At 62.0% G+C, this 23,277-nt stretch carries 28 protein-coding genes; 13 read left to right on the top strand and 15 right to left on the bottom strand.

All coding sequences use genetic code 11. The features are described 5' to 3' along the window. Window positions 1–2: 2 nt before the first annotated feature. From AC2FML_RS11650 to AC2FML_RS11640, 3 genes are read right to left on the bottom strand one after another with little or no spacing between them, the layout of a single operon-like run. Window positions 3–638: an HAD family hydrolase gene (locus tag AC2FML_RS11650; RefSeq protein ID WP_496783245.1), complete on the bottom strand. Its 636-nt coding sequence runs from the start codon at window positions 636–638 to the stop codon at window positions 3–5. Continuing rightward, window positions 631–1,194: a 16S rRNA (guanine(966)-N(2))-methyltransferase RsmD gene (gene rsmD, locus AC2FML_RS11645; protein WP_170391268.1), complete on the bottom strand. Its 564-nt coding sequence runs from the start codon at window positions 1,192–1,194 to the stop codon at window positions 631–633. Before rsmD ends, AC2FML_RS11650 begins: the two co-directional genes overlap by 8 nt. Then, complete coding sequence (locus AC2FML_RS11640) at window positions 1,191–2,402, bottom strand: NAD(P)/FAD-dependent oxidoreductase (RefSeq protein ID WP_496735689.1); 1,212 nt, start codon at window positions 2,400–2,402, stop codon at window positions 1,191–1,193. The genes rsmD and AC2FML_RS11640 overlap by 4 nt, the downstream gene beginning before the upstream one ends. Window positions 2,403–2,501: 99 nt before the next feature. Here AC2FML_RS11640 and AC2FML_RS11635 point away from each other — a divergent pair, with 99 nt between their 5' ends. The 4 genes from AC2FML_RS11635 (at window position 2,502) to AC2FML_RS11620 (ending at window position 4,073) form a co-directional block, all read left to right on the top strand. After that, on the top strand, window positions 2,502–2,987 hold the full coding sequence (locus AC2FML_RS11635; RefSeq protein WP_496783467.1) for a peroxiredoxin: 486 nt from the start codon (window positions 2,502–2,504) through the stop codon (window positions 2,985–2,987). Window positions 2,988–3,107: 120 nt separating this feature from the next. Next, a complete protein-coding gene (locus AC2FML_RS11630) occupies window positions 3,108–3,353 on the top strand; it encodes a glycine zipper 2TM domain-containing protein (protein WP_170439942.1) in 246 nt (81 codons plus the stop codon). Between the two features lie 11 nt (window positions 3,354–3,364). After that, window positions 3,365–3,712 carry an EF-hand domain-containing protein gene (locus tag AC2FML_RS11625; protein WP_170360535.1) on the top strand — a complete coding sequence of 116 codons (348 nt, stop codon included), beginning with the start codon at window positions 3,365–3,367 and terminating at the stop codon, window positions 3,710–3,712. A gap of 49 nt (window positions 3,713–3,761) precedes the next feature. Beyond that, window positions 3,762–4,073, top strand: a complete 312-nt coding sequence (locus AC2FML_RS11620) for a hypothetical protein (RefSeq protein ID WP_170360533.1) — start codon at window positions 3,762–3,764, stop codon at window positions 4,071–4,073. On the opposite strand, the gene AC2FML_RS11615 is transcribed toward AC2FML_RS11620, so the two are convergent. The 4 genes from AC2FML_RS11615 to AC2FML_RS11600 are packed head-to-tail and all read right to left on the bottom strand — an operon-like array spanning window position 4,070 to window position 6,815. Continuing rightward, window positions 4,070–4,363: a 4a-hydroxytetrahydrobiopterin dehydratase gene (locus AC2FML_RS11615; RefSeq protein WP_170341049.1), complete on the bottom strand. Its 294-nt coding sequence runs from the start codon at window positions 4,361–4,363 to the stop codon at window positions 4,070–4,072. The two genes, AC2FML_RS11620 and AC2FML_RS11615, sit on opposite strands and share 4 nt — an antisense overlap. Further along, window positions 4,360–5,547 carry a GNAT family N-acetyltransferase gene (locus AC2FML_RS11610; RefSeq protein ID WP_496783243.1) on the bottom strand — a complete coding sequence of 396 codons (1,188 nt, stop codon included), beginning with the start codon at window positions 5,545–5,547 and terminating at the stop codon, window positions 4,360–4,362. The genes AC2FML_RS11615 and AC2FML_RS11610 overlap by 4 nt, the downstream gene beginning before the upstream one ends. A gap of 48 nt (window positions 5,548–5,595) precedes the next feature. Continuing rightward, window positions 5,596–6,363, bottom strand: coding sequence for a glycerophosphodiester phosphodiesterase family protein (locus tag AC2FML_RS11605; RefSeq protein WP_170444056.1), 768 nt, complete (start codon window positions 6,361–6,363; stop codon window positions 5,596–5,598). Beyond that, window positions 6,360–6,815, bottom strand: coding sequence for a RidA family protein (locus AC2FML_RS11600; RefSeq protein WP_005980179.1), 456 nt, complete (start codon window positions 6,813–6,815; stop codon window positions 6,360–6,362). Before AC2FML_RS11600 ends, AC2FML_RS11605 begins: the two co-directional genes overlap by 4 nt. Before the next feature lie 296 nt (window positions 6,816–7,111). Here AC2FML_RS11600 and AC2FML_RS11595 point away from each other — a divergent pair, with 296 nt between their 5' ends. Beyond that, window positions 7,112–7,939: an MlaA family lipoprotein gene (locus AC2FML_RS11595; RefSeq protein ID WP_170341043.1), complete on the top strand. Its 828-nt coding sequence runs from the start codon at window positions 7,112–7,114 to the stop codon at window positions 7,937–7,939. Then, window positions 7,929–8,537, top strand: a complete 609-nt coding sequence (locus AC2FML_RS11590; protein WP_496783241.1) for an MlaC/ttg2D family ABC transporter substrate-binding protein — start codon at window positions 7,929–7,931, stop codon at window positions 8,535–8,537. The genes AC2FML_RS11595 and AC2FML_RS11590 overlap by 11 nt, the downstream gene beginning before the upstream one ends. Window positions 8,538–8,597: 60 nt before the next feature. Here the strand turns inward: AC2FML_RS11590 and AC2FML_RS11585 are convergent, their stop codons facing one another. Genes AC2FML_RS11585 through AC2FML_RS11570 form a run of 4 tightly spaced genes read right to left on the bottom strand, consistent with a single transcriptional unit; the run spans window position 8,598 to window position 12,765 of the window. Then, a complete protein-coding gene (locus AC2FML_RS11585) occupies window positions 8,598–9,695 on the bottom strand; it encodes an ABC transporter ATP-binding protein (protein ID WP_170341040.1) in 1,098 nt (365 codons plus the stop codon). 3 nt (window positions 9,696–9,698) lie between these two features. Continuing rightward, a complete protein-coding gene (locus tag AC2FML_RS11580) occupies window positions 9,699–10,598 on the bottom strand; it encodes a carbohydrate ABC transporter permease (protein WP_093964103.1) in 900 nt (299 codons plus the stop codon). After that, window positions 10,591–11,463: a carbohydrate ABC transporter permease gene (locus AC2FML_RS11575; RefSeq protein WP_170360524.1), complete on the bottom strand. Its 873-nt coding sequence runs from the start codon at window positions 11,461–11,463 to the stop codon at window positions 10,591–10,593. Before AC2FML_RS11575 ends, AC2FML_RS11580 begins: the two co-directional genes overlap by 8 nt. A gap of 57 nt (window positions 11,464–11,520) precedes the next feature. Next, entirely contained in the window at window positions 11,521–12,765 is a 1,245-nt protein-coding gene (locus AC2FML_RS11570) for an ABC transporter substrate-binding protein (protein ID WP_496735696.1), read from the bottom strand. A 218-nt stretch (window positions 12,766–12,983) separates the two neighbouring features. Here AC2FML_RS11570 and AC2FML_RS11565 point away from each other — a divergent pair, with 218 nt between their 5' ends. Further along, on the top strand, window positions 12,984–13,721 hold the full coding sequence (locus AC2FML_RS11565) for a response regulator transcription factor (protein ID WP_480775794.1): 738 nt from the start codon (window positions 12,984–12,986) through the stop codon (window positions 13,719–13,721). Further along, window positions 13,718–15,157 carry a sensor histidine kinase gene (locus AC2FML_RS11560; RefSeq protein WP_496783238.1) on the top strand — a complete coding sequence of 480 codons (1,440 nt, stop codon included), beginning with the start codon at window positions 13,718–13,720 and terminating at the stop codon, window positions 15,155–15,157. Before AC2FML_RS11565 ends, AC2FML_RS11560 begins: the two co-directional genes overlap by 4 nt. A gap of 17 nt (window positions 15,158–15,174) precedes the next feature. Here the strand turns inward: AC2FML_RS11560 and fliP are convergent, their stop codons facing one another. From fliP to fliF, 4 genes are read right to left on the bottom strand one after another with little or no spacing between them, the layout of a single operon-like run. Then, on the bottom strand, window positions 15,175–15,903 hold the full coding sequence (gene fliP / locus AC2FML_RS11555) for a flagellar type III secretion system pore protein FliP (protein ID WP_496783236.1): 729 nt from the start codon (window positions 15,901–15,903) through the stop codon (window positions 15,175–15,177). Continuing rightward, window positions 15,903–16,190: a FliM/FliN family flagellar motor switch protein gene (locus tag AC2FML_RS11550; RefSeq protein WP_170341923.1), complete on the bottom strand. Its 288-nt coding sequence runs from the start codon at window positions 16,188–16,190 to the stop codon at window positions 15,903–15,905. Before AC2FML_RS11550 ends, fliP begins: the two co-directional genes overlap by 1 nt. Next, on the bottom strand, window positions 16,183–16,779 hold the full coding sequence (locus AC2FML_RS11545; RefSeq protein ID WP_496783234.1) for a FliH/SctL family protein: 597 nt from the start codon (window positions 16,777–16,779) through the stop codon (window positions 16,183–16,185). Before AC2FML_RS11545 ends, AC2FML_RS11550 begins: the two co-directional genes overlap by 8 nt. After that, window positions 16,779–18,374, bottom strand: coding sequence for a flagellar basal-body MS-ring/collar protein FliF (fliF, locus tag AC2FML_RS11540; protein WP_496783232.1), 1,596 nt, complete (start codon window positions 18,372–18,374; stop codon window positions 16,779–16,781). Before fliF ends, AC2FML_RS11545 begins: the two co-directional genes overlap by 1 nt. Before the next feature lie 119 nt (window positions 18,375–18,493). Between fliF and AC2FML_RS11535 the strand changes: the two genes are divergently transcribed. From AC2FML_RS11535 to AC2FML_RS11515, 5 genes are read left to right on the top strand one after another with little or no spacing between them, the layout of a single operon-like run. Further along, complete coding sequence (locus tag AC2FML_RS11535) at window positions 18,494–18,991, top strand: flagellar basal body-associated FliL family protein (RefSeq protein ID WP_170364659.1); 498 nt, start codon at window positions 18,494–18,496, stop codon at window positions 18,989–18,991. A 9-nt stretch (window positions 18,992–19,000) separates the two neighbouring features. Further along, entirely contained in the window at window positions 19,001–19,555 is a 555-nt protein-coding gene (locus tag AC2FML_RS11530) for a hypothetical protein (RefSeq protein ID WP_170391279.1), read from the top strand. After that, window positions 19,555–20,136 carry a MotE family protein gene (locus AC2FML_RS11525; RefSeq protein WP_496783230.1) on the top strand — a complete coding sequence of 194 codons (582 nt, stop codon included), beginning with the start codon at window positions 19,555–19,557 and terminating at the stop codon, window positions 20,134–20,136. Before AC2FML_RS11530 ends, AC2FML_RS11525 begins: the two co-directional genes overlap by 1 nt. 46 nt (window positions 20,137–20,182) lie before the next feature. After that, window positions 20,183–21,052: a flagellar motor stator protein MotA gene (gene motA, locus AC2FML_RS11520; protein WP_170364651.1), complete on the top strand. Its 870-nt coding sequence runs from the start codon at window positions 20,183–20,185 to the stop codon at window positions 21,050–21,052. After that, the gene (locus AC2FML_RS11515) at window positions 21,049–23,193 is read left to right on the top strand and encodes a hypothetical protein (RefSeq protein ID WP_496783228.1); all 2,145 of its coding nucleotides are present in this window, start codon (window positions 21,049–21,051) and stop codon (window positions 23,191–23,193) included. Before motA ends, AC2FML_RS11515 begins: the two co-directional genes overlap by 4 nt. Window positions 23,194–23,277: the final 84 nt, after the last annotated feature.

Here is a 23,277-nt window from a genome sequence, read left to right as displayed (position 1 = left end):
GGTCAATGACCCAAAAGCCGCGGCGCGTCCTTCATGTCACGGATGACTTCAGCCCCGAGCCCGGCCAGGCGCGCGCCGTCATCGTGCGGCGCATAGGCAAGGCACCTCATCTGGGCCCGGATCGCGGCGGTCACACCGTTCGCACTGTCCTCGATGACGACGGGCGACTTCGCACCGAAATGTCGGGCCGCGGTCTGGAACAACCCCGGCTCGGGCTTGGCGCTGCCGACCTCATGGGCCGAGAAGATCGCGCCCTGGAACCTGTCCCACAGCCCGTTCTGGCCCAAGGTGATCTGCATCTTCTCGCGCCGCCCGTTCGAGGCCACACAGAATGGAATGCGCTGTTCGTCCAGATGGCGCAGCAACTCGGGGATTCCCGGAATCACCGGAACACCCGCGCGCAGCACATCATAGATCTGCGCATAGATCTGCTCGGTCCAGTCATCGGGCAGGTCAGCGCCCATCTTGCGAGCCGAGTCCCGGACGCCCGACATGGTGCCGCCCACGAACATCGACATGCAGTCCTGCAGCGACAGGTTCAGCCCATACCCGGCCAGGTTGTCGACCATCACTTGGTTGGAGATCGTTTCACTGTCGACCAAGACACCGTCGCAATCAAAGATTACCAGATCATGCATGCGTTCCGTCCCGCCACATCAGAGAGACATGGGTGTCGCCGTATTTGCGCGCATCGTGCAGCGTAAAGCCTTCGGGCGGGGCCATCGGGGCGTTCTCTTCCCAGACCACCAGCGTGTCATCGGCCAGCCAGCCGCCCTTGAGTGCCGCCACCAGCGCCTTTTGCCCCATTCCCTTGCCATAGGGCGGGTCGAGAAAGATCAGGTCGAACGGCGCTTCGGGATTATCGCCCAGCCGCGTCGCGTCGCGGCGGATCAGGGCGGTGCGGTTGGCGCTGCGGGTCAGGTCGATATTCTTGCGGATCAACCCCTGCGCCACCCGCCCGTCATCGACGAAGATGACATGCGCCGCGCCGCGTGACAGCGCCTCGAGCCCCAGCGCGCCGGTGCCGGCGAACAGGTCCAGCACCCGCAGCCCGTCGAAATCGATCAGGTGGTTCAGCACGTTGAACAGGCTTTCGCGCACCCGGTCGGTGGTGGGGCGCAGATGCGCGCCCGCATCCCCCTTGCCGACCGAGGCCAGCGCCCGGCCCCGGAAATCTCCGGCGATGATCCTCACGCCTTGAGCAGCGGTTTCAGATCCGCTGCGGGGTCGGCCACCACCGCCGGATCCGCGGTTTTCCCTGCGTCGATCAGGCGCTTGCCGACCATATAGGCGCGCGGGTCGTTCATCGCATCCACGGCCAGCAGCTGATCGCCCTGGTAATACCAGAACGAGGTGGTCGCTCCCTCTCCCGGACGGGTTACGACGTGGTCATAACCCATGTTCAGCCCGGCGATCTGCAGCTTCACGTCATACTGGTCCGACCAGAACCAGGGCGTGGCCACGTAATCCTTGCCCGCGCCCAGCATGTTCTGCGCCACCACCTCGGCCTGGTCGATGGCGTTGGGCACGCTTTCCAGACGGATTCGCCGGCCCTTGTAGGGGAACGAGGCGCAATCGCCCGCCGCCCAGATATCGGCGGCAGAGGTGCGGCCATGCACATCGGTTTTGATACCGTTTTCGATGGCAAGCCCGGCCGCTTCGGCCAGTTCGGTGGCCGGAGCGATGCCCACGCCGACCACCACGAAATCGACCTCGAGTTCGGTCCCGTCGCCCAGCACCGCGCCGGTGACCTTGCCATTCTCGCCGGTGATCCGGTCCAGCCCTACGCCTTCGCGGATGTCCACGCCATGCGCGCTGTGCAGTGCGCGGAAATAGTCGCTGGTCTCGGGGGCCGCGACACGCTGCAGGATGCGGTCAGCCATCTCGACCAGCGTCACCTGCACGCCGCGTTTGGCGCAGACCGCCGCGGCCTCGAGCCCGATATAACCGCCGCCCACGATCAGCGCCCGCGCGCCTTGGGTGACGGCGGGGGCCATCGTGTCCACATCGGCCAGCGTGCGCACCACATGCACGGCCGCCAGGTCTCCGCCGATCGCGGCAGGCAGGCGGCGCGGATGCGAGCCGGTGGTCAGGGCAAGCTGGTCGTAGGATATCACCTCACCGCTTATGGTCACGGTCTTGGCCGCCGGGTCGATCGCGCCCACCTGCTGGCCCAGACGCAGGGTGATATCGTTCTCGGCATAGAAACTTTCGGGGCGCAGGTAGAGCCGTTCAAGCTCCATCTCGCCCAGCAGATAGGCCTTGGACAGCGGCGGGCGCTGATAGGGCAGCACGGGTTCCGCCCCGATCAGGGTGATCGCCCCGTCAAACCCGCCTTTGCGCAGCCCGGCCACCAGTGATGACCCCGCCTGCCCGGCTCCGATCACGACGATATGGCTCATCTGGTCCGCCCCCTGTCAATTTCCCGTGGCTTGTGCCACCCGCCCACCTATATTGCGGCAAGGAGCGAGTTTGCAATTTCAATCGACAGGAGCATGAAGATGATTTCAACCGGCAACACCCTGCCCGAAGCAACCCTGATCCAGATGGGCGCTGACGGACCGGAAGAGGTGCGGGTCTCCAGCAAGATCAAGGGCCGCAAGGTGGTGATCTTTGCCGTGCCCGGCGCGTTCACCCCCACCTGCCACTCGGCCCATGTGCCCAGCTTCATGCGCACCAAGGACCAGTTTGCGGCCAAAGGCGTGGACGAGATCATCTGCGTGTCGGTCAACGACCCCTTCGTGATGAAGGCCTGGGGCGAGGCCACGGGCGCAACTGCGGCCGGACTGACCATGCTGGCCGATCCGGCCTCGGAATTCACCAAGGCGATCGGCATGGATTTCGACGCCCCGCCAGCCGGCCTGATCGCGCGCTCCAAGCGCTATGCGATGCTGGTCGAAGACGGCAAGGTCGTGGCGCTGAACCTGGAGGAAAGCCCCGGCGCCTGCGAGATTTCGGCTGGCGAAGGCTTGCTCGAAGTCATCTGACAGGACGGCCCCGGTGCGCACCGGGGCCATGCCACAGATCACGTTGGATGAAGGCCAATTAACTTGGCCCGCACCCGCGGATTGTGCCAGTGTTCCTGCATGGGAACCGGGAGCTCATTCATGAAAAGAATTCTAGCAGTCATTACTTTGGGTGGCGCGGGGCTGTTGACCGCGTGCGGGCCTGCGCCAACACCGCAGCAACAGGCTGCGCGCCAGCACGAAATCGCCTGTCTTGGCGGCACCCTGGGCGGCGCGTTGATCGGCGGCGCCATCGGCAACCAGTTCGGCGGTGGGTCGGGCAAGGATATTCTGACCGCAGCCGGCGCCGTGGCCGGCGGGGTCGAAGGCCAGAGATTCGCATGCTGAGGAGCGCCAGGATGAAACACTCGGTTCTATTGATGACGGCCCTGATGATGGCAGCACCTGCCGCCGCAGACAGCGTGGCCGAACTGAATGAGCGCGAATTGAACGCGATCGACGCCAACAACGACGGTTTCCTGTCGCGCGACGAATTCGATGCCTTTTCGGATTACGCCTATCAGGAAATGGACGATGACAAGAATGGCACGCTCGGTCTGGACGAGGCCAAGCCGTTCATGGATATCAAGATGTTCCAGAAGATTGACCGCAATCGCGACAACTCTATCTCTCGGTCAGAGTATGACTCGCAGATGAATGACGATTTCCTGTCTGCGGACAAAGACCGGAACGGTCAGTTGGATTGAGGCCCGGCGCCCCGGCACGGCTGACCCTGTGACCAATAGGAGCGCAGGCATGAGAGTATTTTATTGGCTTGGCGCGGTCGTTCTGCTGGCAGCGTGCGACGTCCCGCAGGCGCCGGTCGTGACCGGGCCGGACGGGCAAGCGCACATTCAGATCAATACGGCAGGTCTGACCTGCTATCAGACGCGCTGTCTGGACATCAATCCGGCGGCGCGTAGCGTACGGATGATGGGCAATCGCACCGCCGGAATCCCGCGCGACATCGACGTGAGCGACGGTACCGTGACCCCGGCCGAGTTCCGTCGTCTGGGCGAGGTAGCGATGTTGGCTGGGGGCATGGGGTCGCGGGGCGACCGCGGCTAAAGCAGGCTGTCCATCTTGCGCGCAAGCTTGGCGTCCTGAGACGACAGGCCGCCCACGTCATGAGTGGTCAGCACCACCTCGACCGTGCGGTAGACGTTGGACCATTCGGGATGATGGTTCCATTTTTCCGCAAAGATCGACACTTTGGTCATCCAGCCGAAGGCATCGACAAAATCGTCGAAGATAAAGGTCTTGGTGATCGCGTCACGATCCTTGACCATGGTCCAGCCGTTCTTGAACAGCGGATCCAGCAGCGGGCCACGGGTCTCGGTCGACAGAAGTTCGCTCATTGCTGTTCCTCCGGGTTGGCTTTTCTGAACGGGCCGTAATCCGTCAGAATTTCGATCTCTTCCCCCACCGCGCGGGCCTCGGCCTCGAGATACCGCGCGACGGCGTCCGCAAAGCCGGGATCGGCGATCCAGTGCAGGCTGTGCGTGCGCGTGGGCAGATAACCCCGCGCCAGCTTGTGTTCTCCCTGCGCGCCGGCTTCGACGCGGTCAAGACCATGCGCGATGGCAAAGTCGATCGCCCTATAGTAGCACAGTTCGAAATGCAGGCAGGGGTGATGTTCGTTGCAGCCCCAATAGCGCCCGAACAAGGTCTTGCGCCCGATGAAGTTCAGCGCCCCCGCGATCGGGTATCCGCCCCGCTCGGCCAGCACCAGCGCCACGTCATCGGCCATGGTTTCGTGAACGATGTCAAAGAATTGCCGCGTCAGATAGGGCGAGCCCCACTTGCGCGCGCCGGTGTCCTGATAGAACTCCCAGAACGCGTCCCAGTGATCGGGGCGCAGATCGGCGCCGGTCAGGGTGCGGATCTCGCCGCCAAAGGCATTGGCCTGCGCCCGTTCCTTGCGGATGTTCTTTCGCTTGCGCGAGGACAGCGCGGTCAGAAAGGCTTCAAAATCGGCATAGTCGTCGTTCAGCCAGTGAAACTGCTGCGAGTCGCGCGCCAGCAGGCCCATCTGCTGCCCGGCCAGCGCCTCGTCCTGGGTGCAGAAGGTGACGTGAAGCGACGACAGGCGATTGTCGGCGGCCAGTTGCACCGCCCCCTGCACCAGCGCCGACATGGCGATCCCGTCATAACCGGGCCGTGTCAGGAACCGCCGCCCGGTGGCCGGAGTGAAGGGCACCGCGATCTGCAATTTCGGGTAATACCGCCCGCCCGCGTTTTCATAGGCATGGGCCCAGCTGTGATCGAAGATGTATTCGCCCTGGCTGTGCGACTTGGCGTACATCGGCGCGGCCCCGATCAGCAGGCCGTCCAGATAGGCGGTCAGGTATTTCGGCTGCCAGCCGGTGCCCCGCCCGACCGAGCCGCTGTCTTCCAGCGCGCGCAGGAACCGATGCGTGGTGAACGGGTCCAGCGGGCGGGTGCCGTCGGCGGCCTCGGGGCAGGCGCAACTGTCCCATTCGGCCGCCGGGATCTGATCCAGCGTCGACAGAACCCGGATCTCGATCTGTGACTGGTCCATGTGCCCTCCTGCGTCCCCCTGAACTATCTGTGACGCCGGCAGCCGGGTTCAACCCGGAATGGCGGCCAGATAGTTTTCGAAGGTCACGTTGTCGGCCACCTTTCGCGCCTCGGCCTCCTGTTCGGCCGAGCGCACCGTCCAGCACAGGATCGGCACGCCTTGCGCCTTCAACTCGGCCACGCGGGGGCGGGCCAGGTCCTGCACCTCGTGGCTGATGAAGCTGGCGCCAACCCGGTTGAAATCGGGGATGTCGCGCAGGTGGTCGCAGACCTCGGCCGGCAGATGCTCGACTTCGGGCTTGTAGGAACAGGTCGTCAGCCCACGCGGAATCTCCGGCGCCAGCCGGGCCAGCTCGGCCACGGAGTTAGGGTTGAACGACATCAGCGCGACCGGACCGTCATAGGACTTCAGCAGCGCGACCGCATCCCCTTCCAGCCGCCCGTCCACAGGCCCCATCGCACCGTGCTGATCCTTGAACTCGATCAGCAGCGGCACGCGGCCCGCCACCAGTTGCAGAACTTCCTCAAGCGAGGGGATCCCCTCGTCCCCGTGCAGCAGCGGAAGGTCCGCGGCCTCGGCCCGGGTGATCTGCTGGATCGCGCCGGACTGGCCGGTCAGGCGCGCCATGTCATAATCGTGGAACACCATGGCATGGCCGTCCGACGTCAGCTGCAGGTCAATCTCGATCCCGTAACCCGCAGCAATGGCGGCCCGGATGGCAGCCCGGCTGTTTTCCGGGCGGGTCTGGCGAATGTCATGCAGCGCCCGATGCGCAATCGGCGCGCCCATGAACACACGAGGCAGAGACGGTGTCATTGGATCTCGAAAATCCCTTCGATCTCAACCGCGACGCCCAGCGGCAGCGACGCGGCACTGACGGCCGAACGCGAATGGCGACCCGCATCGCCCAGCGCCTCGACCAGGAAGTCGGACGCGCCGTTGATCACTTGCGGCTGGTCGGTGAAATCGGCGGTCGAGTTCACGAAGCCGGTCAGTTTGATCACCCGCACCAGCTTGTCGATGTCCCCGCCGCAGGCGGCCTTGACCTGGGCCAGCAGGTTGATCGCGCAGACCCGGGCCGCCGCCGCACCGGCAGCGACATCCATATCGGCACCCAGCTTGCCGGTGATCAACGCATCGTCCTTCGAGATCTGGCCCGACACATAGACGATGTTGCCCACCCGCACGAACGGGACGTAGTTGGCTGCCGGTGCGGGGGCGTCCGGCAGGGTCACGCCCAGGGATTCCAGTTTGGCTGCGATGCTCATGTGATTGTCCTCAACTTCATGTGACTCGGGCGGACGCTAACCGGGAACACCGCCCACGAAAAGCCGGAAACCGGCAATTTCGCATTTGCCCGCGATTTGGGCAGGTCTCCACTCATGCGGATGTGTTGAATGCAGGCCACTTTACCCGGGTCCGGCGCGCGGGTTAAACGCTAGGAGTTTCCTTTCGAGTGCGAAACGACTATGTGCCGTTGAATTGGTCCGTTGTGCCAACGAGAAAACGTATTGATTGAGTGTCCGGCTGGATTACATCCGGACGATCGGGAGTAACCAAGACCGTGTCCAACCGGATCCGTTTCAAGCACATCGTCGCAGTGTCGCTGTTCGCGGTTCTGTCGGCCTGCGCGTCGCAGCCCCAGGACGCAGCGGCCCGCGGCGAGGTCTTCGACCCCTACGAAAACGCAAATCGCGGCATTCACAAGTTCAATCTAGGCGTCGACCGGTTCCTGTTCCGCCCGGCCTCGAAAGGCTATGTGAAAATCGTACCCGACCCGATGGTCACCAGCTTCAACAACTTCGCTGAAAACATCTCGTTGCCCGGACAGGCCGTCGACTATCTGCTGCAGGGCAATCTGAAACAGTCGGGCAACGCCCTGCTGCGGTTCGTGATCAACTCGACCGTGGGCGGGTTCGGTCTGTCCAAACCGGCGGATGAGTTGAACCTGCCGCCGGTTGATACCGATTTCGGCGAAACGCTTCATGTCTGGGGCTTCGGCGAAGGGGCTTATGTCGAACTGCCGTTCTACGGCCCCTCGACGACCCGGGATGCGGTCGGCGTTGTGGTCAACCTGTTCTCGAACCCGATCAACTTCTCGCCGACGCGACCGGCCGACAACCTGGGCGTCTATGCCGAGGTGGTACGGCGGATGGGCGATCGGGGCAGATTCTCGGACACGGTCGACTCGATTCTGTACGAAAGCGCAGACAGTTACGCTCAGGCCCGCCTGATCTATTTGCAAAACCGCCGGTTCGAACTGGCAAGGGACGATGAGGATGCCTATCTGGGTCTGTATTCCGATCCCTACGCCGATACCGGCACCGACCCGGTCAGGGACCCATACCTTGACCCTTACGAGGACCCATATGAGGACCCCTATGCTGAATAACGCCATGAACCGCCGTACCTTTGCCGCCACCGCCCTGGCCGGGCTGGCCGTGGCTGGCCTTCCGCAGCAGACCCTGGCGTTGACCGAGGCCAGCGCGACACAACTGGTCAACAGCGTCGTTTCCGACATCACGCGCGTAATCGAGTCGGGCAAATCCGAAAGCGCCATGCTGCGCGATTTCGAAAAGATCTTCGTGCAGTATGCCGACGTTCCGATCATGGCGCGCTATGCGCTGGGCGCCGATGCGCGCAGCGCCAGCAATGCACAGATGCGCGAATTCACCAAGGCTTTCCAGGGGTATATCTCGCGCAAATACGGTCGACGCTTCCGCGAATTCATCGGGGGTGAGGTCACCGTGAAGAATGCCCGCAAGATCAAGGCCGGCTACGAGGTTCGCAGCAGCGTCAAGCTGCGCGGCGAAGCGCCGTTCGAAGTGACCTTCCTGGTGTCGGACAAATCGGGTCGCGACAAGTTCTACAACATGTTCATCGAAGGCGTGAACCTGCTGCTGACAGAGCGGACCGAGATCGGCGCCATGCTGGATACGCGCAAGGGCAACCTGGATCAGTTGATCAATGACCTGAAAAAGACCGGCTGAACCAACCGGTCAGAGTAGTGATGACGCCGCGCAGGATCCCTGCGCGGCTTTTTTCGTGGCTCAGTTCAGGCGTTCGCCTGTCGCTTTCGCAAAATAGGACACTTTGCTCATGTCAAAGGCCAGGTTCAGCATCTGACCGGCCCTGGCACTGGTCTCGGCATGCAGGCGGGCTGTGACCTGTTTGCCTCCCAGTTCCGACACGACGTAGGTATCGGCACCGGCCGGTTCGACCATATCGACCAGGCAGGCGGCCTCTTGCACACCGGCACCAGCGCGGAACCCGGATTCAGCGATATCCTCGGGGCGCAGGCCCAGGATCACCTCTTCGGGCAGGTCCAGATCGCGCGTATCCGTCAGCACGATCGGGTCAGCCCCATCCCGCGCAATGGCGACCTGCGTGCCGGTCCCGTTGCGCTGGACCCGCGCCGGGATCAGGTTCATCGCCGGCGAGCCCATGAAATCGGCCACGAACAGGTTGGCGGGGCGATTGTATATCTCGGCCGGAGTGCCGATCTGCTGCACCACACCGCCCTTCAGCACCACGATCTTGGTGGCCAGGGTCATCGCTTCGATCTGATCATGGGTCACATAGACGATCGAGGCATCCAGCGTCTGATGCAGCTTTTTGATCTCGGTCCGCATCTCGACCCGCAGCTTGGCGTCCAGGTTTGACAGCGGTTCGTCGAACAGGAACAGCTTGGGGTCACGCACCAGAGCCCGGCCCATTGCCACACGCTGTCGCTGACCACCCGACAATTGGCTGGGGCGGCGGTTCAGCAACGGCTCGATCTGCAGAAGCGAGGCGACCTCTTTCAGCTTGGCGTCCTGAGTTGCCTGATCGACCCCGCGCACCTTCATGCCAAAGGTGATGTTCTTGGCCACCGACATGGTCGGGTACAGGGCGTAGGACTGGAACACCATCGCGATGTCGCGGTCTTTGGGGCTGACATGAGTCATGTCCTTGCCGCCAATCGACAGCGTCCCGCCCGAGATCGGCTCGAGCCCGGCGATGCAGTTCAGCAGGGTCGACTTGCCACAGCCCGAAGGGCCGACCAGCACCAGGAAATCGCCCGGTTCGATCGAGATGTTGATGTCCTTCAGAATCTCGGTTGCGCCGTAATTCTTGTACAGGTTTTGGATATCGAGGATGGGAGCCATGGGTTATCCCTTCACGGAACCGGCGGTCAGGCCGCGGATGAAATACTTACCGGCAACGACATAGACGAGCAGCGTCGGCAGCCCCGCGATGATCGCGGCGGCCATGTCGACGTTGTACTCTTTGACGCCGGTGGTTGAGTTGACGATGTTGTTGAGCGCCACGGTCACGGGCTGCGTGCCCGCCTGGCTGAACGAAACGCCGAACAGGAAATCGTTCCAGATCTGGGTGAACTGCCAGATCACGGTCACCACGATGATGGGCAGCGACAGCGGCAGGAAGATCGACCAGAAGATCCGAAAGAACCCGGCACCATCCACTCGCGCCGCCTTGGTCAGCTCGGCCGGGATGGTGACGTAGTAGTTGCGGAAGAACAGCGTTGTGAAGCCAAGCCCATAGATCACGTGGACGAAGATCAGGCCCGGAATGGTTCCGGCGATCCCCATCAGGCCCAGCAGACGCGCCATCGGCAGCAGGACCACTTGGAACGGGATGAAGCAACCGAACAGCATCAGAGAAAAGATGATGTTGGCCCCTTTGAAACGCCACTGCGCGACGACAAATCCGTTCAACGCCCCCAGAAGGGTCGAGATTGCCACGGCAGGGACCGCAATCAGGACCGAGTTCCAGAAATAGGGCCGCAGGCCTTCGCACTGGATACCGGTGCAGGCGCCTGACCAGGCGGTTTTCCAGGCATCCAGACTGACCTCGCGCGGCAGCGAGATCAGCGATCCCGTACGAATTTCCTCGAGGCTTTTGAGCGATGTGGTCAGCATCACGAAAAGCGGCATCAGGTAGTAGAGCGCAAAAAGACCAAGCAGGACATACAGCAACCAACGCAGGGCAATCTTGCCCGTGGCACTCTGGCTGCGGGTTCGGGTTTGGGGCATCGACAGATCAGTCATTTTTCGCCCTCAGTTCTGAGTAGAGGTAAGGAACCACGATGGCAAAGACGACCAGCATCATGATCATCGCGGACGCCGCCGCCTGGCCGATATCGCCGCGCGAAAACGCCATCGCGTACATGTATGTTGCGGGCAAATCGGTTGCGTAACCCGGACCACCGCCTGTCAGGGCAATGACAAGGTCAAAGCTCTTGATCGCAAGGTGCGCCAACACGATGAAGGCCGACAGGAAGATCGGAGCCATCGACGGAATGATGATTGCCGTATAGATCCGCCAGGTGGGGATGCCATCGACCTGCGCGGCCTTGATGATCTCACCATCCACCGAGCGCAGCCCGGCCAGGAACAGCGCCATGACAAAACCCGAGCTCTGCCAGATCGCGGCGATGACGATCGTGTAGATCGCGTAGTCCGGGTTCACCAGCCAGTCGAACTTGAAATTCGGAAAGCCCCAGCCCTGGACCATGGCCTCGATACCCAGACCCGGGTTCAGGATCCACTTCCACGCGGTGCCGGTCACGATCATCGACAGCGCCATCGGGTAGAGATAGATCGTTCGGATCGCGCCTTCGACGCGGATCTTCTGATCCAGCAGGATCGCCAGCAGCAGGCCCAGCACCATCGCGATCACGATGAACAGCGCGCCAAAGACGTAAAGGTTGTTGATCGCCGTGTCCCAGCGGGGCGAGTCAAACAGGCGGTCATATTGGATGAAGCCCTTGATCTCGTATTTCGGCAGCAGTTTCGATCGGGTCAGCGACACCCAGGCGGTCCATCCGATAAATCCGTAGACAAAGATCAATACGGCGATGAACGACGGTGCCAGCACCACCTTGGGAAGGTGGTTTTCCAGCCATTCGGACATTTTTTCCTCCGGGGAAAGATGCTCTGCCCCGCAGTATAGGGGGCAGAGCGTGTTGGATCAGTAGCTGTTTGCCACCGCGTCCGCCAGTTGCTGAACCGCGTCAGCCGAGGACATATCCGAGTTGAAATGTGCGGTCACGACGTCGGTGATCGCACCAGCCTGCGCACCGCGCAGCGCCATGCCATGCGCGTAGGACGGCAGCAGCGAGCCATTGGCGGACGAAGCGCCCATGTCTTCGGCCGAGATCTTGGCGCAGATGTCGAACTTGTCCAGTGCGACGTCGGTCCGCGCCGGAATCGACCCCTTGTTCAGGTTGAACACTTCCTGGAACTTGGGGGCCACGATCAGCTTGGCGAGCAGTTCCTGACCGGCGCGCTTGTCGTCGCCGTCCACGTCGAACATGGCAAAGCTGTCGACGTTGTACAGATAGCCGTCACCGGGGGTCGAGGCGCACAGGAAGTCTTCGCCGGGGACCTTGCCCGCGGCCAGGAATTCACCCTTGGCCCAGTCACCCATGATTTGGAAGGCGGCCTCACCGTTCATGACCATGGCGGTGGCCAGGTTCCAGTCGCGGCCCGAGAAGTTCTCATCAACGAACCCGCGCAGGGTGCGCATCTGGTCAAAAATCTGAACCATCGTGTCCGAGGTCAGAGTCTCGGGGTCCAGATCGACAAAGGCCTTCTTGAAGAACTCGGGTCCGCCGATGCCCAGCGCAACTGCTTCGAAGACGGTTGCGTCTTGCCAGGCCTGACCACCATGGGCCAGCGGGATGATGCCTGCGGCCTGCAGCTTCTCGGCAGCGGCGTTAAACTCGTCCCAGGTGGTCGGCATCTCGATGTCATTGGCGGCCAGGATGTCGGCATTTGCCCAGATCCAGTCGATACGGTGCACGTTGACCGGTGCGGCACACCAGGTGCCTTCGCATTGCATATGCGCCGCGATCGAGGCGGGCAGGACTTCGGCCCAGCCCTCGGCCTTGGCAACGTTCGAGATGTCCGCCAGAACACCCTCTTCATACCATTCCTGGATCGCCGGGCCTTTCAGCTGAACGGCGGTCGGCGCGTTGCCGGCCAGAACGCGGGCGCGCAGCGCGGTCATCGCCGCGTCTCCGCCGCCGCCTGCAACGGGCATATCCGTCCAAGTGCCGCCATTGGCCGCGAATTCTTCCTGCAGAACGGCGACCGACTTGGCCTCGCCGCCCGATGTCCACCAGTGCAGAACTTCGGCCTGCGGTTCGGCCATCACCGACGTGCCAGCCAGAACGGCCAGCGACGACGCCGTGGCGAGTGCGAAACGTTTCATGTTTGGTATCCTCCCAGATCCTTGTTTGCTGCCGCGGGGCAGCGATGCGGGACATTACCGGTAGCCGCTTGCCGTCTGGCAATGGCAAATTTCCCATGTATCCGGCGCGGGCTGCAAATTTTCCCGCCTTTTGTTACAGCGTGTTACGTTGACCTTGAATCTGTTGCAGTCCGTTACAATTGAGGGCAGCGTCGAGGGGGAAATCGGGGAGGAACAGTGTGAGCATTCCACGTCTGCTGGTTGTGGATGACGATCCGGAAATCCGGTCGATGTTGACCCAGTTCTTTCACCAGAACGGGTTCATTGCCCTGCCAGCAGCCACCGAGCGCGAGGTGCAGGCACACCTGAAGTCAGGCCGCATCGACCTGATCCTTCTGGACGTCATGCTGGGTGACGAGAACGGAGTCGATATCTGCGCCCGCCTGCGCCGCGAGCAGGACGTGCCGATCATCTTCGTGTCGGCCCTGTCTGCCGATCATCAGCGGATGGCCGGGTACGAGGTTGGCGCCGACGACTACATCGCCAAGCCGTTCAACCCGCAACTGCTGCTGGCGCGTGTGCGCGCGGTGATGCAGCGCGCGCGGCGCACGCCATCGCTGGCCTATCGCCGACGGATCCGCACGTTCCGCTTTGGCGGATGGGTCTATGACGGCAAACGCGACGAGGTGCATGCCCCGGACGGGTACCAGGTGTCGCTGTCGCAGCGCGAAACCGCGTTGCTCAAGGTGCTGCTGGCCAACCCGCACATTCCGCTGACCCGCGACGAGATCGCCGCCGCGCTGGACGTGACCGGCACCGGTGACAAGCCCGAAGCGCAGGGTCGGGCCATCGACGTTCTGGTGGGGCGGCTGCGCTCCAAAATCGAGGCCAACCCCAAAGATCCGCAGATGCTGCGCACGGCCCGCGGTGTCGGCTATGTCTTCGCCTGCGAGGTCACCGTGGAACAGGAGGCATGACCCTGCGCCTGCGGGATCTGGGCTGGGCCTGGAGCCTGGGTGCGTTTGCTGCCGGGCTGCTGGCGGCAGGACTGTGGTTTTCATCCGTTCGCAACTGGGACGCCTATCTGACCCGGGCCTATGTTGCCGGGTTCTCGGTCTACGAAGATCTGCGCACAGGTCGCGCCTCGCATCCCGACGTGTTGATCACGCCACTGCCGCCCGAGGCCGCAAGTCTGGCCGATGCGGGTGAATTCGAGCAGTTGCCCGACCTTGCAGGACGCCGGTTTCTGACCAACCTGTCCATTCTGACCGACAGTTCCGCACCGCTTAGCGGACGGAACCTGACGCTTGCGGTCTTGTCCGACCGGCTGGTCTATCCGGTATCCGACATCGTGTCAGGCAGCGACCAGACCGGGCCGCAGAAGATGGGCAACCTGACACGCCTGCTGGCCACCTATTGCAGCGAACCCATTCTGGTGGCCCGGTTCGGTCAGGGCGCCTGGCAGAAGATCGACGGTACGCAGGTCTGGGGGTGCGATGCGGCCCCGACCGACCTGCGCCTGCCCGCGATCTTTCTGGCCGTCGTGGCACTTGCGATCATTCTGACATCGGTCGGCAATGTGACAGACAGCTTTTCGCGGTTCTCCCAGTCGCTGCGTGACCGCCGGCGCAGCGGGGGTCCGGACAGCTACGACATGTCCGGGCCGGCCGAACTGCGCGACATCGTATCGGCGGTCAATACGCATCTGGAGGACGAACGCGCACAGCTGGAAAAGCGTGCCACGGTCCTGTCCGGCGTCAGCCACGACCTTGGTACGCCAGCGGCCCGCGTGCGTCTGCGCGCGGCGCTGATTCCGGACGCCGAATTGCGAGAGAAGCTGGAGTCCGATGTCGACCAGATGACGGGCATGATCGAAAGCGTGTTGACCTACACCCGCTCGGAACTGAGCATCGAGGACCCGCGCCAAATCTCCCTCACCTCACTGGTCGAGTCGCTGGTTGCCGACTATCAGGACATGGATCTGCCTGTGACCCTGAAACAGGTCGCCCCGGTCGAGGTGGAGGGCGCGGCGTCGCTCTTCATGTCGCGGCGCGGGCATGGCTCGCTTCCGGAAACCCGCCGCATCCTTGTCATGGCGCGACCGATCTCATTGAAACGGGCGTTGACGAACCTGATCGACAACGCGCTGAAATACGGGCGCCACGCAACGGTTGAACTGGAAACCGACGCGGAAACCGCCACGATTGTCGTCGAAGACAAGGGAACCAACTTGTCCGTTTCGGATATCGAGGCGCTGATGGCCCCGTTCCGGCGCGGTTCGAACATCGGGTCGTCCGACGGGTTCGGGCTGGGCCTGACAATCGTTGCAACCGTGGCAGAGCAGCATGGCGGCTCGCTGCGCTTTGAAGCGGGTGATCAGGGTCTGCGGGCACGGCTGCAGATCCGGCGCTGAGACCGTCCACACGCAGGCTAGGAATAGCTTCGCACCAAGGCACTGGCGATCAGGGACCACCCATCTGCAATCACGAAAAACGCCAGTTTGAACGGCAGCGAAACCGTGGCGGGCGGCACCATCATCATCCCCATCGACATGAGTACCGCAGCCACTACAAGATCGATGATCAGAAACGGTAGAAATATCAGGAATCCGATCTGGAACGCGCGGGCAACCTCGGACAACATGAACGACGGCATGAGAACCGACAGTGGCGCCTCCGGCGACAGCTCCATCGACGCGGTGTCGGGGCGCAAGGCCGCCATGGCCCGAAACGTGTCACCATCCAGCCGCGCCACCATGAACTCGCGGAACGGCACCATGACACGTTCCAATGCAGGCTCTACCGCAAGTGTTTCTTCGACCATCGGTCGGATCCCGGTGTCCCAAGCCTGGGTAAAGACCGGCTCCATGATGAAATAGGTAAGAAACAGCGCCAGGCTGACGATCAGCATGTTGGGCGGGGACTGTTGCAATCCGATCCCCTGCCGCAGAATGGCCAGTACCGTGACCAGAAATGGAAAACAGGTCACCATGATCGCAAGGCCTGGTGCCAGGCTGAGCACCGTGATCAGCAGGATCAACTGAATGGTTCGCGCCGATATGGATCCGCCGTCGCCCAATGACAGCGACAGCTCCTGTGCCGATGCCAGTGCTGGTGTCAGCACAAGGATCGCCAATGCACACCAGGCCGCCCGGCGCATCATCCAAGTCCGTTCTGGAAATCCGAAATCTCGGTCAGACGCACCGCCAATTGACCGGCATTGTCCCCCTCCATTTCCTCGAGCAGACCACGGGCGACCAATTGGTCGCCGACATACAGATCCACCGGATCTTCGACCCGTTTGTCCAAGGTCAGAACGGCGTTCTCACCCATGGTCAACAGGTCGCGTATCAAGGGGCGCGCCCGACCGACGGAAACCGTCACCTCTATGGGAACGGCTTCGAACGGGTTGGGTCTTTCAGGTTTGGATGCAGGTGCGTCACTCATTTGACAAAGCCTCTTTTGCCTCAAAAACATATGCGTCGAAAGCGGCGGCGATCGCGTCCAGCAGCGCGGTGCAATCAACCTCGGACCGGGCTGTGCCGACCTGCAACCGCGCCTGACCCGGCAGCAACCCGGGGTCCGCGACGACCTTGGGGAGGGGCGTTATGTCGGCGGGCAACATTGCCTCGACATCCCCTTCAACACCGGGTGGAACCAACAGAAGGATCGGTTGTGCAACCTGCGCCTTGGCCATTTCGCTCAACTGCTCGATCACGCGGGCGGCAAGTCCCCGATCCAACGCCTGGGGAAGGACGGTCTGAACCAGAGCGCTGAACATCGGTTCAAGCGACAAGGTCATCCGGGTCAGAGCTTCCTGGTAGGTGAAGGACATGTCGGAGAAGGCTGCCCGCATATCCTCGGCCAGCGCAGCACGACCTTGGGTTTGGGCCTGCAACGCATCCTCCCACCCCGCACCATATCCGCGTTCGAAAGCGGCAAGCCGCTCTTCCTCCAAAGCTTCTTCGTCCAGCAATCGCAGATCCGCGCCGTCGGCCTGAGCCGTGAAATCCTCGAGCAGGTGGGCGATCGACATCACACCTTCTCCTCGTTTTCTTCCAGCCAGCTCCGCAGAATTTCGACCGTTTCTTCCTGTTTGTCCCCGATCAGGGCGCGCAAACGGCCGACCGCATCTTCGCTTGCCGTGGACCCAATCGCAGGCACAGAGCCTCCGTTTTCACCCTGGCCGGTGAGAGCGCTGAATTCCTGTCCATCAGCATCTGAGATTTCACCGACTAGATATGGCGCGCCGCCCTCGGCGGAGGCTGCGGCAGGCGGCAAGGCTGGCACTGCGGCCGAACCGGTCAGGATCGGCCGGATCACGAACAGCCCCATGACCAGCGATACGATGGCCAACACTGCCATCTGTATCAGCGACATCGTATCCAGATGGATGCTTTGCCAGACCGAAGCGGTCGCCAATGTTCCTTGCGGTTCGACATTGGGCAGTTCCAGGGATTTCAGCGTGATGACATCCCCGCGATCCGCATTGAAGCCCACGGCCGAGGCGACAAGCTCTTCCAGAGCGTCCAGTTCCGGCTGTGCCATCGGCATAAAAACCTCGGCACCGGTGGCGTCCGTTGTTCGGGTTCCGTTGACCAGCACGGCAACCGTCAGGCGTTTGATGGCCCCCGGCACCCGCAGAACTTCAAGCTCGGTCTCTGAAACCTCATAGTTGATCCGCTCGCGGGTTTGCGTGGCTGAAGAATTCGATTCATCGCTGCCATTGCCGTCCCCGTCCGGCAGGTTGGACGCGACCGTCACATCAGACGATTGATTGCGGGAGGTATCCGACCGTTCCTCGACATCGGTGCTGATTGCGACACGGCCCTTGGGGTCGAACCGCCGCTCTCTTATGGATTCGGTCTCGGTAACCGTGTCGACACTGACTTCGACCACCGCATTGCCAGGTCCGACGCGCGCCTCGACCAGCCGCAGGACGCGGTCGCGCAGGACCTTGGCCTTGTCATCGGCAGTGTCGGCGGCAACCGCCGTCTCTTGCGGGCCGATCACCGCACCGTTGGAATCGATCACCGCAACATCCTCGGGCGCGAGGCCGGTCACGGCGGAGGCCACCAGAAAACGGATCGCCTTGGCCTGTTCGACCGTGATCTTGGCCCCGGATGGCACCAGATAGACCGAAGCGGTTGGCGAAACGCTGGGCTGGAACGGGCTTGTGGACCCGCTGGCAATGTGAACCCGCGCCTGCCCCACATGAGGGCTGCTGACGATGGTTCGCGCCAGTTCACCCTCCTTGGCGCGCCAATAGGCAGCGTCGAACATCTGCGAGGTCGTACCGAACCCACTCAGGGTATCCAGCAGTTCATAACCCCGGTTGCCATTTGCAGGCAGACCCTCGCTTGCCAGGGTCATGCGCAACTCGTCGCGTTGCGAGCCCGGAACATAGATTGAGCCGCCACGAATCTCGTAGGTGACACCGCGTTGATCCAGGGCCCGGACGATATCCCCCGCTGCCCCGCTTTCCAGCCCCGCATAGAGGAGTGTCATGGACGGAGATGTCACCAACCGCGACATCGCCAGGACACTCAGGAACACGACGACAGCCGTGCCCGCCACGATGATTTGTTTGCGCCTGCCCAAACTTGCCCAGACAGTTCCGATCTGCTGCACGCTCACCTCCGACTCGCCGACATTCTGTGCGGCTCGGGCCCTGTTTGAACGATTGCCCTTAACAATCGGTTAGTCCCTGCGGGGTTATGACGGGTGCCGAACGCAAGAATGAGGACGCCATGACAGACGCGACCGTGGATGAGGCAGAAGGCCCGAAGAAGTCGAGCAAAAACGGACTGATGATTGGCGCGGTTCTGGCGCTGCTAGGTGCTGCGGGCGGGTACTATGTGACCGCGTCCGGGCTTTTGGGCAAAGGCCCAGAGGCCGAGGGAGAAACAGCGGAAAACGCGGACGCCGGAGATGCGATCGATGCGTTGCCGGATGTCGGGTTCGTCGACCTGCCGCCCGTGATCGTGTCCGTGAATTCCGGCGATTCGCGCCATCTGAAATTCCACGCTCAACTTGAGGTGGCCGCCGGTCACGAGGCCGAGGTGGAAAAGATGATTCCCCGCATCATGGACGTGATGAACGGCTATCTCCGGGCCATCAACCTGTCCGACCTCGAAGACTCGCTGGCTCTGGTTCGCATCCGCGGGCACCTGCTGCGGCGCATCGGCATCGTCGTTGGCGAAGGTCGGGTACGTGACGTTCTGGTCACGGAATTCGTATTGAACTAGGAGGCGAAATTGGAACTGATCTCGGACATTCTGCTGGTCGCCGGCGCCTTGGGGGCCGGATTGTACTGTTTTGTTCTGGCCCGACGCCTCAGGCGGTTCACGGACCTGGAGCGGGGCGTCGGTGGCGCGGTTTCCGTGCTGTCCGCACAGGCGGAAGAACTGAAAAAATCCCTGGATGCCGCGCGTGCTGCATCTGACCAGTCCGGGCACAAACTGCAGGATCTGACCGAGCGCGCCGAGTCAGTCGCACAGCGGCTTGAGTTGATCATGGCGTCGATGCACGACGTGATCCCCGAGGACAAACCCAAGGTTAAGGAGCCTGCAATTTCCTCGGCCGAAACCAAAAAGCCGTCACCTCTCGAAGCGGAACCGGTCTCGCTGAAAGAGGAATCCGGGCCTCAAGCACCCGAGCAACCCGCCGAGCCTGAGGCGGTGGAACCAAAGCCATCCAAGCCGGAAGCCGAGGTCAAATCCACCAACGACCCCGCAGAGGATCCCGGCCCGATTCCCAAAGGCGTATTGTTCTTCAGGCACAAGGCGCAAGGTAGCGAGGCCCGATCCTGATGCTCAGCCTGCAACCTGCCCAGCGTCGACCACGTGGTGGCGCTCTGACCCTCATTTCAGCCTTGATGATCAGTTCCGCCATCATACGGCTGGCGCTTGAGGCTGGGCCGGCTTTGGCAAGGGGGCCTGACCCCTCGGAAGTCTCTGCACACAGCGCCGGCTCGGACGAAAAACCGGACATGCAAGCCTTGCTGACCGAATTGCTGCGTCGGGAAGCAGCCGTCAAACAGCGTGAGAGCGCGCTGCGCGACAGGGAGCGTGCCCTGGAGATTGCCAACGAGGCCATTGCGACGCGCCTTTCCGCTTTGCAAGAGGCCGAGGTATCGCTGCGCGAAACATTGGCCGTGGCGGACAAGGCGGCTGAAACCGACCTTACCCGTCTGACCGATGTCTATCAGAACATGAAGCCCAAGGACGCCGCGGCGCTGTTCGAAACGATGGACCCGGTTTTTGCGGCCGGTTTCCTGTCGCGTATGCCGCCTGAGGCTGCTGCGGGTGTGATGGCCGGTCTCAGCCCCGAGGCCGCCTATACCATCAGCGTCGTAATGGCCGGACGCAACGCCAACGCCCCCACTGAGTAGCCGCCATGAGCCCCACCCTCAAAGACCGCTCTGCCGGAGAGACCACATGATCGGAATTCTTGGAATCGTCGTTATTTTCGTAATGGTGTTCGGCGGCTACCTCGCCGCCGGCGGCAAGATGGCCATCATCCTCAAATCTCTGCCGTTCGAGATGATGATGATCGGCGGGGCCGCCATCGGCGCCTTTCTGATCAGCAATGACATGTCGGCGGTCAAACACACGGTCAAGGATCTGGGCAAGGTTTTCAAAGGCCCGAAATGGAAGCCCGAGGACTACCGCGATCTGCTATGCCTTCTGTTCTCGCTGATCCGGCTTGCCCGTTCAAATCCGGTCGAGCTCGAGCAGCACATCGAAGACCCTGAAAACTCGGCCATTTTTACGGCTTTCCCCAAAATACAGGCGGACAAAGAGGCGGTGGACCTGATTTGCGACACCATGCGGTCGGCGGCGATGAACTATGACGATCCCCATCAGGTTGAAGAGGTTCTGGAAAAGCGGATGGATGCCAATTTCCACCACGCCATGCATTCCAGCCACGCCCTGCAAACCGTGGCGGACGGGTTGCCGGCACTGGGAATCGTTGCGGCGGTTCTCGGTGTGATCAAGACCATGGGCTCGATCGACCAACCGCCCGAGGTCTTGGGCAAGTTGATCGGTGGTGCCCTTGTCGGGACTTTCCTGGGCGTCTTTCTGGCCTACGGTCTGGTCGGCCCCTTCGCCGGAAAGCTGAAAGCGGTCGTGGAGGAAGACAATCACTTCTATCAACTGATCCGGGAAGTTCTGGTTGCCAACCTGCACAATCACAACCCCGCAATGTGTATCGAGGTTGGTCGCCAGAACACGCCGACCCACAATCGCCCCGGCTTCACCGAATTGGAAGAAGCCTTGAAAGAGATCAAGCAGGCGGCAGCATGATCCGGATTTTGCTCCTGACCCTTGGCCTGAGCGCATCGGCAACTGGAGTGCTGGCAAAGGATGTTCCGGTGCGGTCCGGCGAACATGACGGCTTCACGCGGCTTGTTCTCAGCGTTCCTGCGGGCACCAACTGGAGCCTCGCCCACCGGAAAAACGGTGCGCGCCTTGCGGTCGAATTGGACGACGTGGAATTCAAGACCGGATCGGTCTTTGCACGATTGTCCACAGGCCGGCTTGAGGCCATATCGCAGGCCGATTCCGGCGCGCCGCTTGAGTTGGACTTCGGCTGTGACTGCGCCGCGACCGCTTTTTTGTACAAGGATACGATGATCGTTGTGGACATAGCGGCGCAAAAAGCCTTGCCTCCGCCAAGTCTGGACATTCCATCGATTCTGATCCCAGAACAGACTTCCAAACGTCGTCCACAGGCCGAAGCGCCATCAATTGAAATCGTTGCCCCACTTCCGCAACTGGATCGCGATGGCCTGCAGCAGCGCCTTTCGACCCGTCTGTTGCAAGGCTCGGATCGCGAGCTTGTCGACCTGAATGTCACACCTCCGGGTCCGCGTGCCTCGGTGCCGGAAGCGCTTCCGGACATCGCGCAGGATCTGCCTGCTCATATCCAGGTAAGCTCGATCCTTGACGAGTTGGGCAAACTGGGAGAGCCACCTCTGCAACCTCTGGAGTCACTGCCAGCCTGTATTTCGGATGCCGAATTGGGGTTCGACACCTGGTCTGACGGTCGGCCCTTTACGCATCAGGTGGCTGAGCTGCGAGCGGGCTTGTTCCTGGAGTTCGACAGGGTCGACAGATCCATCGCGCTCAAGCTCGCAAAGCTGTTGGCACACTGGGGTTTCGGTTCAGAGGCCATACAGGTTCTGCAGTTGATCGAAGATGCATCGCCGGAACAGGAATGGGTTCGAGCGGTCGCGCAAATAATTGATGATCAGCCTGTATCAGAGCCTAACCAATTGCGTGGGTTGCAACACTGCGACGGCGCGGTTGCCATGTGGGCCGCGATGGCGGATGGCCAGTTGCGGGATGATGCGCAGCAGGAACGGATGGAACAGGCGTACCTGAGGCTTCCTGAGCATCTACGCCGGATCCTCGGCCCCCGGCTGGCCGAGATATTCGTCACCTCCGGCCAGCTTGAAGCCGCCCGGCGGGTACTTCGTTCGGTGGATCGCGTCCAAACTCTGCAACACCCCGAGGTGACACTCGCGCAGGCAACTGTTGCTGCCGCTGAGGGAGATGCGGACACCCGCGACAATTTGTTGAACGACGTCATCGACAACCCAAGCTCGGATTTGGAAGCCCCGCTTGCCCTGGCCCGGCTCGCTGAAAAGAAGTGGGCAGAGGGTGGGGCCGTTTCGCGACGCCAAATCGATCTGATCTCGGGCTACGCGGTCGAACTGCGCAATTCTGAATTGGGCCCGGTCATGGCCCGCGGTCACGCTCTGGCGCTTGCCCTTGGCAGCGAGTTTTCTGCGGCCTTCAATATCCTTGATGCCCATCGCGGAGACGAGACCTGGTCCGGCACGCGCAATCGTATCTTGCAGCTGGCAGCAGCGCGCGCCGATGATCTGACCTTTCTGCTGTATTCAAGTACTCTGAAACCATATGAACTAGAGTCTAATTCGACCGAGACTTCGCTGTTGCTTGCCAAGCGTTTTGCGGACCTCGGCTTTGCCAAGCAAGCCCGAGACTTGACTGATGCAGGTTCGGATGGGACACGCAGGCGCGACCGCGCCATCCTTCGGGCCCGGGCCGCGCTGCTGGAAAACCGACCGGATCTGGCCCTGCGCGAATTGGCCGAGGATCCCTCCGATGTCGCTGAAAGGCTGCGGGCACAAGCCCTGACCGATATGGGCAATTACACGGCCGCCGTTGAGGCTTGGCGGGACATAGGGGATGAAGATACCGCCGCGCGCCTGTCATGGTGGGCGGGATTCAACTTGGAAGAAGTTGGGGCGAAGGACACCGCGCTGGGGCAGGTCATAGATCTGAGCTCGGCCCTGCGTGCGCCAGTGCAGCGAGAACCGGACAAGCCGATTTCGGACGCTGAACAGCTGCTTGAGGCCAGCGCCGACACGCGGCAGAAGATAACCGAATTGCTGAACGTGACAACTGAATTGGAATAGTCAGGATCCGCGCGACGAACAGCCGGCTTGTGCGCCTCGCATTGAGAGCATGCGCTTGTCTGAAAGAGCAAGCACCGGCAGACT

It is taken from the genome of Ruegeria sp. BHSC029 (genome assembly GCF_059613085.1).
The sequence above is the reverse complement of the archived record's forward strand: the minus strand, read 5'-3'. Positions and strand labels throughout refer to the sequence as shown.

What these genes read in the sequence shown, in the direction of transcription:
- AC2FML_RS11650 (WP_496783245.1), bottom strand. Translation starts at nt 638, where the DNA reads ATGCATGATCTGGTAATCTTTGATTGCGACGGTGTCTTGGTCGACAGT.
- AC2FML_RS11640 (WP_496735689.1), bottom strand. Translation starts at nt 2,402, where the DNA reads ATGAGCCATATCGTCGTGATCGGAGCCGGGCAGGCGGGGTCATCACTG.
- AC2FML_RS11635 (WP_496783467.1), top strand. Translation starts at nt 2,502, where the DNA reads ATGATTTCAACCGGCAACACCCTGCCCGAAGCAACCCTGATCCAGATG.
- AC2FML_RS11630 (WP_170439942.1), top strand. Translation starts at nt 3,108, where the DNA reads ATGAAAAGAATTCTAGCAGTCATTACTTTGGGTGGCGCGGGGCTGTTG.
- AC2FML_RS11625 (WP_170360535.1), top strand. Translation starts at nt 3,365, where the DNA reads ATGAAACACTCGGTTCTATTGATGACGGCCCTGATGATGGCAGCACCT.
- AC2FML_RS11620 (WP_170360533.1), top strand. Translation starts at nt 3,762, where the DNA reads ATGAGAGTATTTTATTGGCTTGGCGCGGTCGTTCTGCTGGCAGCGTGC.
- AC2FML_RS11615 (WP_170341049.1), bottom strand. Translation starts at nt 4,363, where the DNA reads ATGAGCGAACTTCTGTCGACCGAGACCCGTGGCCCGCTGCTGGATCCG.
- AC2FML_RS11610 (WP_496783243.1), bottom strand. Translation starts at nt 5,547, where the DNA reads ATGGACCAGTCACAGATCGAGATCCGGGTTCTGTCGACGCTGGATCAG.
- AC2FML_RS11605 (WP_170444056.1), bottom strand. Translation starts at nt 6,363, where the DNA reads ATGACACCGTCTCTGCCTCGTGTGTTCATGGGCGCGCCGATTGCGCAT.
- AC2FML_RS11600 (WP_005980179.1), bottom strand. Translation starts at nt 6,815, where the DNA reads ATGAGCATCGCAGCCAAACTGGAATCCCTGGGCGTGACCCTGCCGGAC.
- AC2FML_RS11590 (WP_496783241.1), top strand. Translation starts at nt 7,929, where the DNA reads ATGCTGAATAACGCCATGAACCGCCGTACCTTTGCCGCCACCGCCCTG.
- AC2FML_RS11585 (WP_170341040.1), bottom strand. Translation starts at nt 9,695, where the DNA reads ATGGCTCCCATCCTCGATATCCAAAACCTGTACAAGAATTACGGCGCA.
- AC2FML_RS11580 (WP_093964103.1), bottom strand. Translation starts at nt 10,598, where the DNA reads ATGACTGATCTGTCGATGCCCCAAACCCGAACCCGCAGCCAGAGTGCC.
- AC2FML_RS11575 (WP_170360524.1), bottom strand. Translation starts at nt 11,463, where the DNA reads ATGTCCGAATGGCTGGAAAACCACCTTCCCAAGGTGGTGCTGGCACCG.
- AC2FML_RS11570 (WP_496735696.1), bottom strand. Translation starts at nt 12,765, where the DNA reads ATGAAACGTTTCGCACTCGCCACGGCGTCGTCGCTGGCCGTTCTGGCT.
- AC2FML_RS11560 (WP_496783238.1), top strand. Translation starts at nt 13,718, where the DNA reads ATGACCCTGCGCCTGCGGGATCTGGGCTGGGCCTGGAGCCTGGGTGCG.
- fliP (WP_496783236.1), bottom strand. Translation starts at nt 15,903, where the DNA reads ATGCGCCGGGCGGCCTGGTGTGCATTGGCGATCCTTGTGCTGACACCA.
- AC2FML_RS11550 (WP_170341923.1), bottom strand. Translation starts at nt 16,190, where the DNA reads ATGAGTGACGCACCTGCATCCAAACCTGAAAGACCCAACCCGTTCGAA.
- AC2FML_RS11545 (WP_496783234.1), bottom strand. Translation starts at nt 16,779, where the DNA reads ATGTCGATCGCCCACCTGCTCGAGGATTTCACGGCTCAGGCCGACGGC.
- AC2FML_RS11535 (WP_170364659.1), top strand. Translation starts at nt 18,494, where the DNA reads ATGACAGACGCGACCGTGGATGAGGCAGAAGGCCCGAAGAAGTCGAGC.
- AC2FML_RS11525 (WP_496783230.1), top strand. Translation starts at nt 19,555, where the DNA reads ATGCTCAGCCTGCAACCTGCCCAGCGTCGACCACGTGGTGGCGCTCTG.
- motA (WP_170364651.1), top strand. Translation starts at nt 20,183, where the DNA reads ATGATCGGAATTCTTGGAATCGTCGTTATTTTCGTAATGGTGTTCGGC.
- AC2FML_RS11515 (WP_496783228.1), top strand. Translation starts at nt 21,049, where the DNA reads ATGATCCGGATTTTGCTCCTGACCCTTGGCCTGAGCGCATCGGCAACT.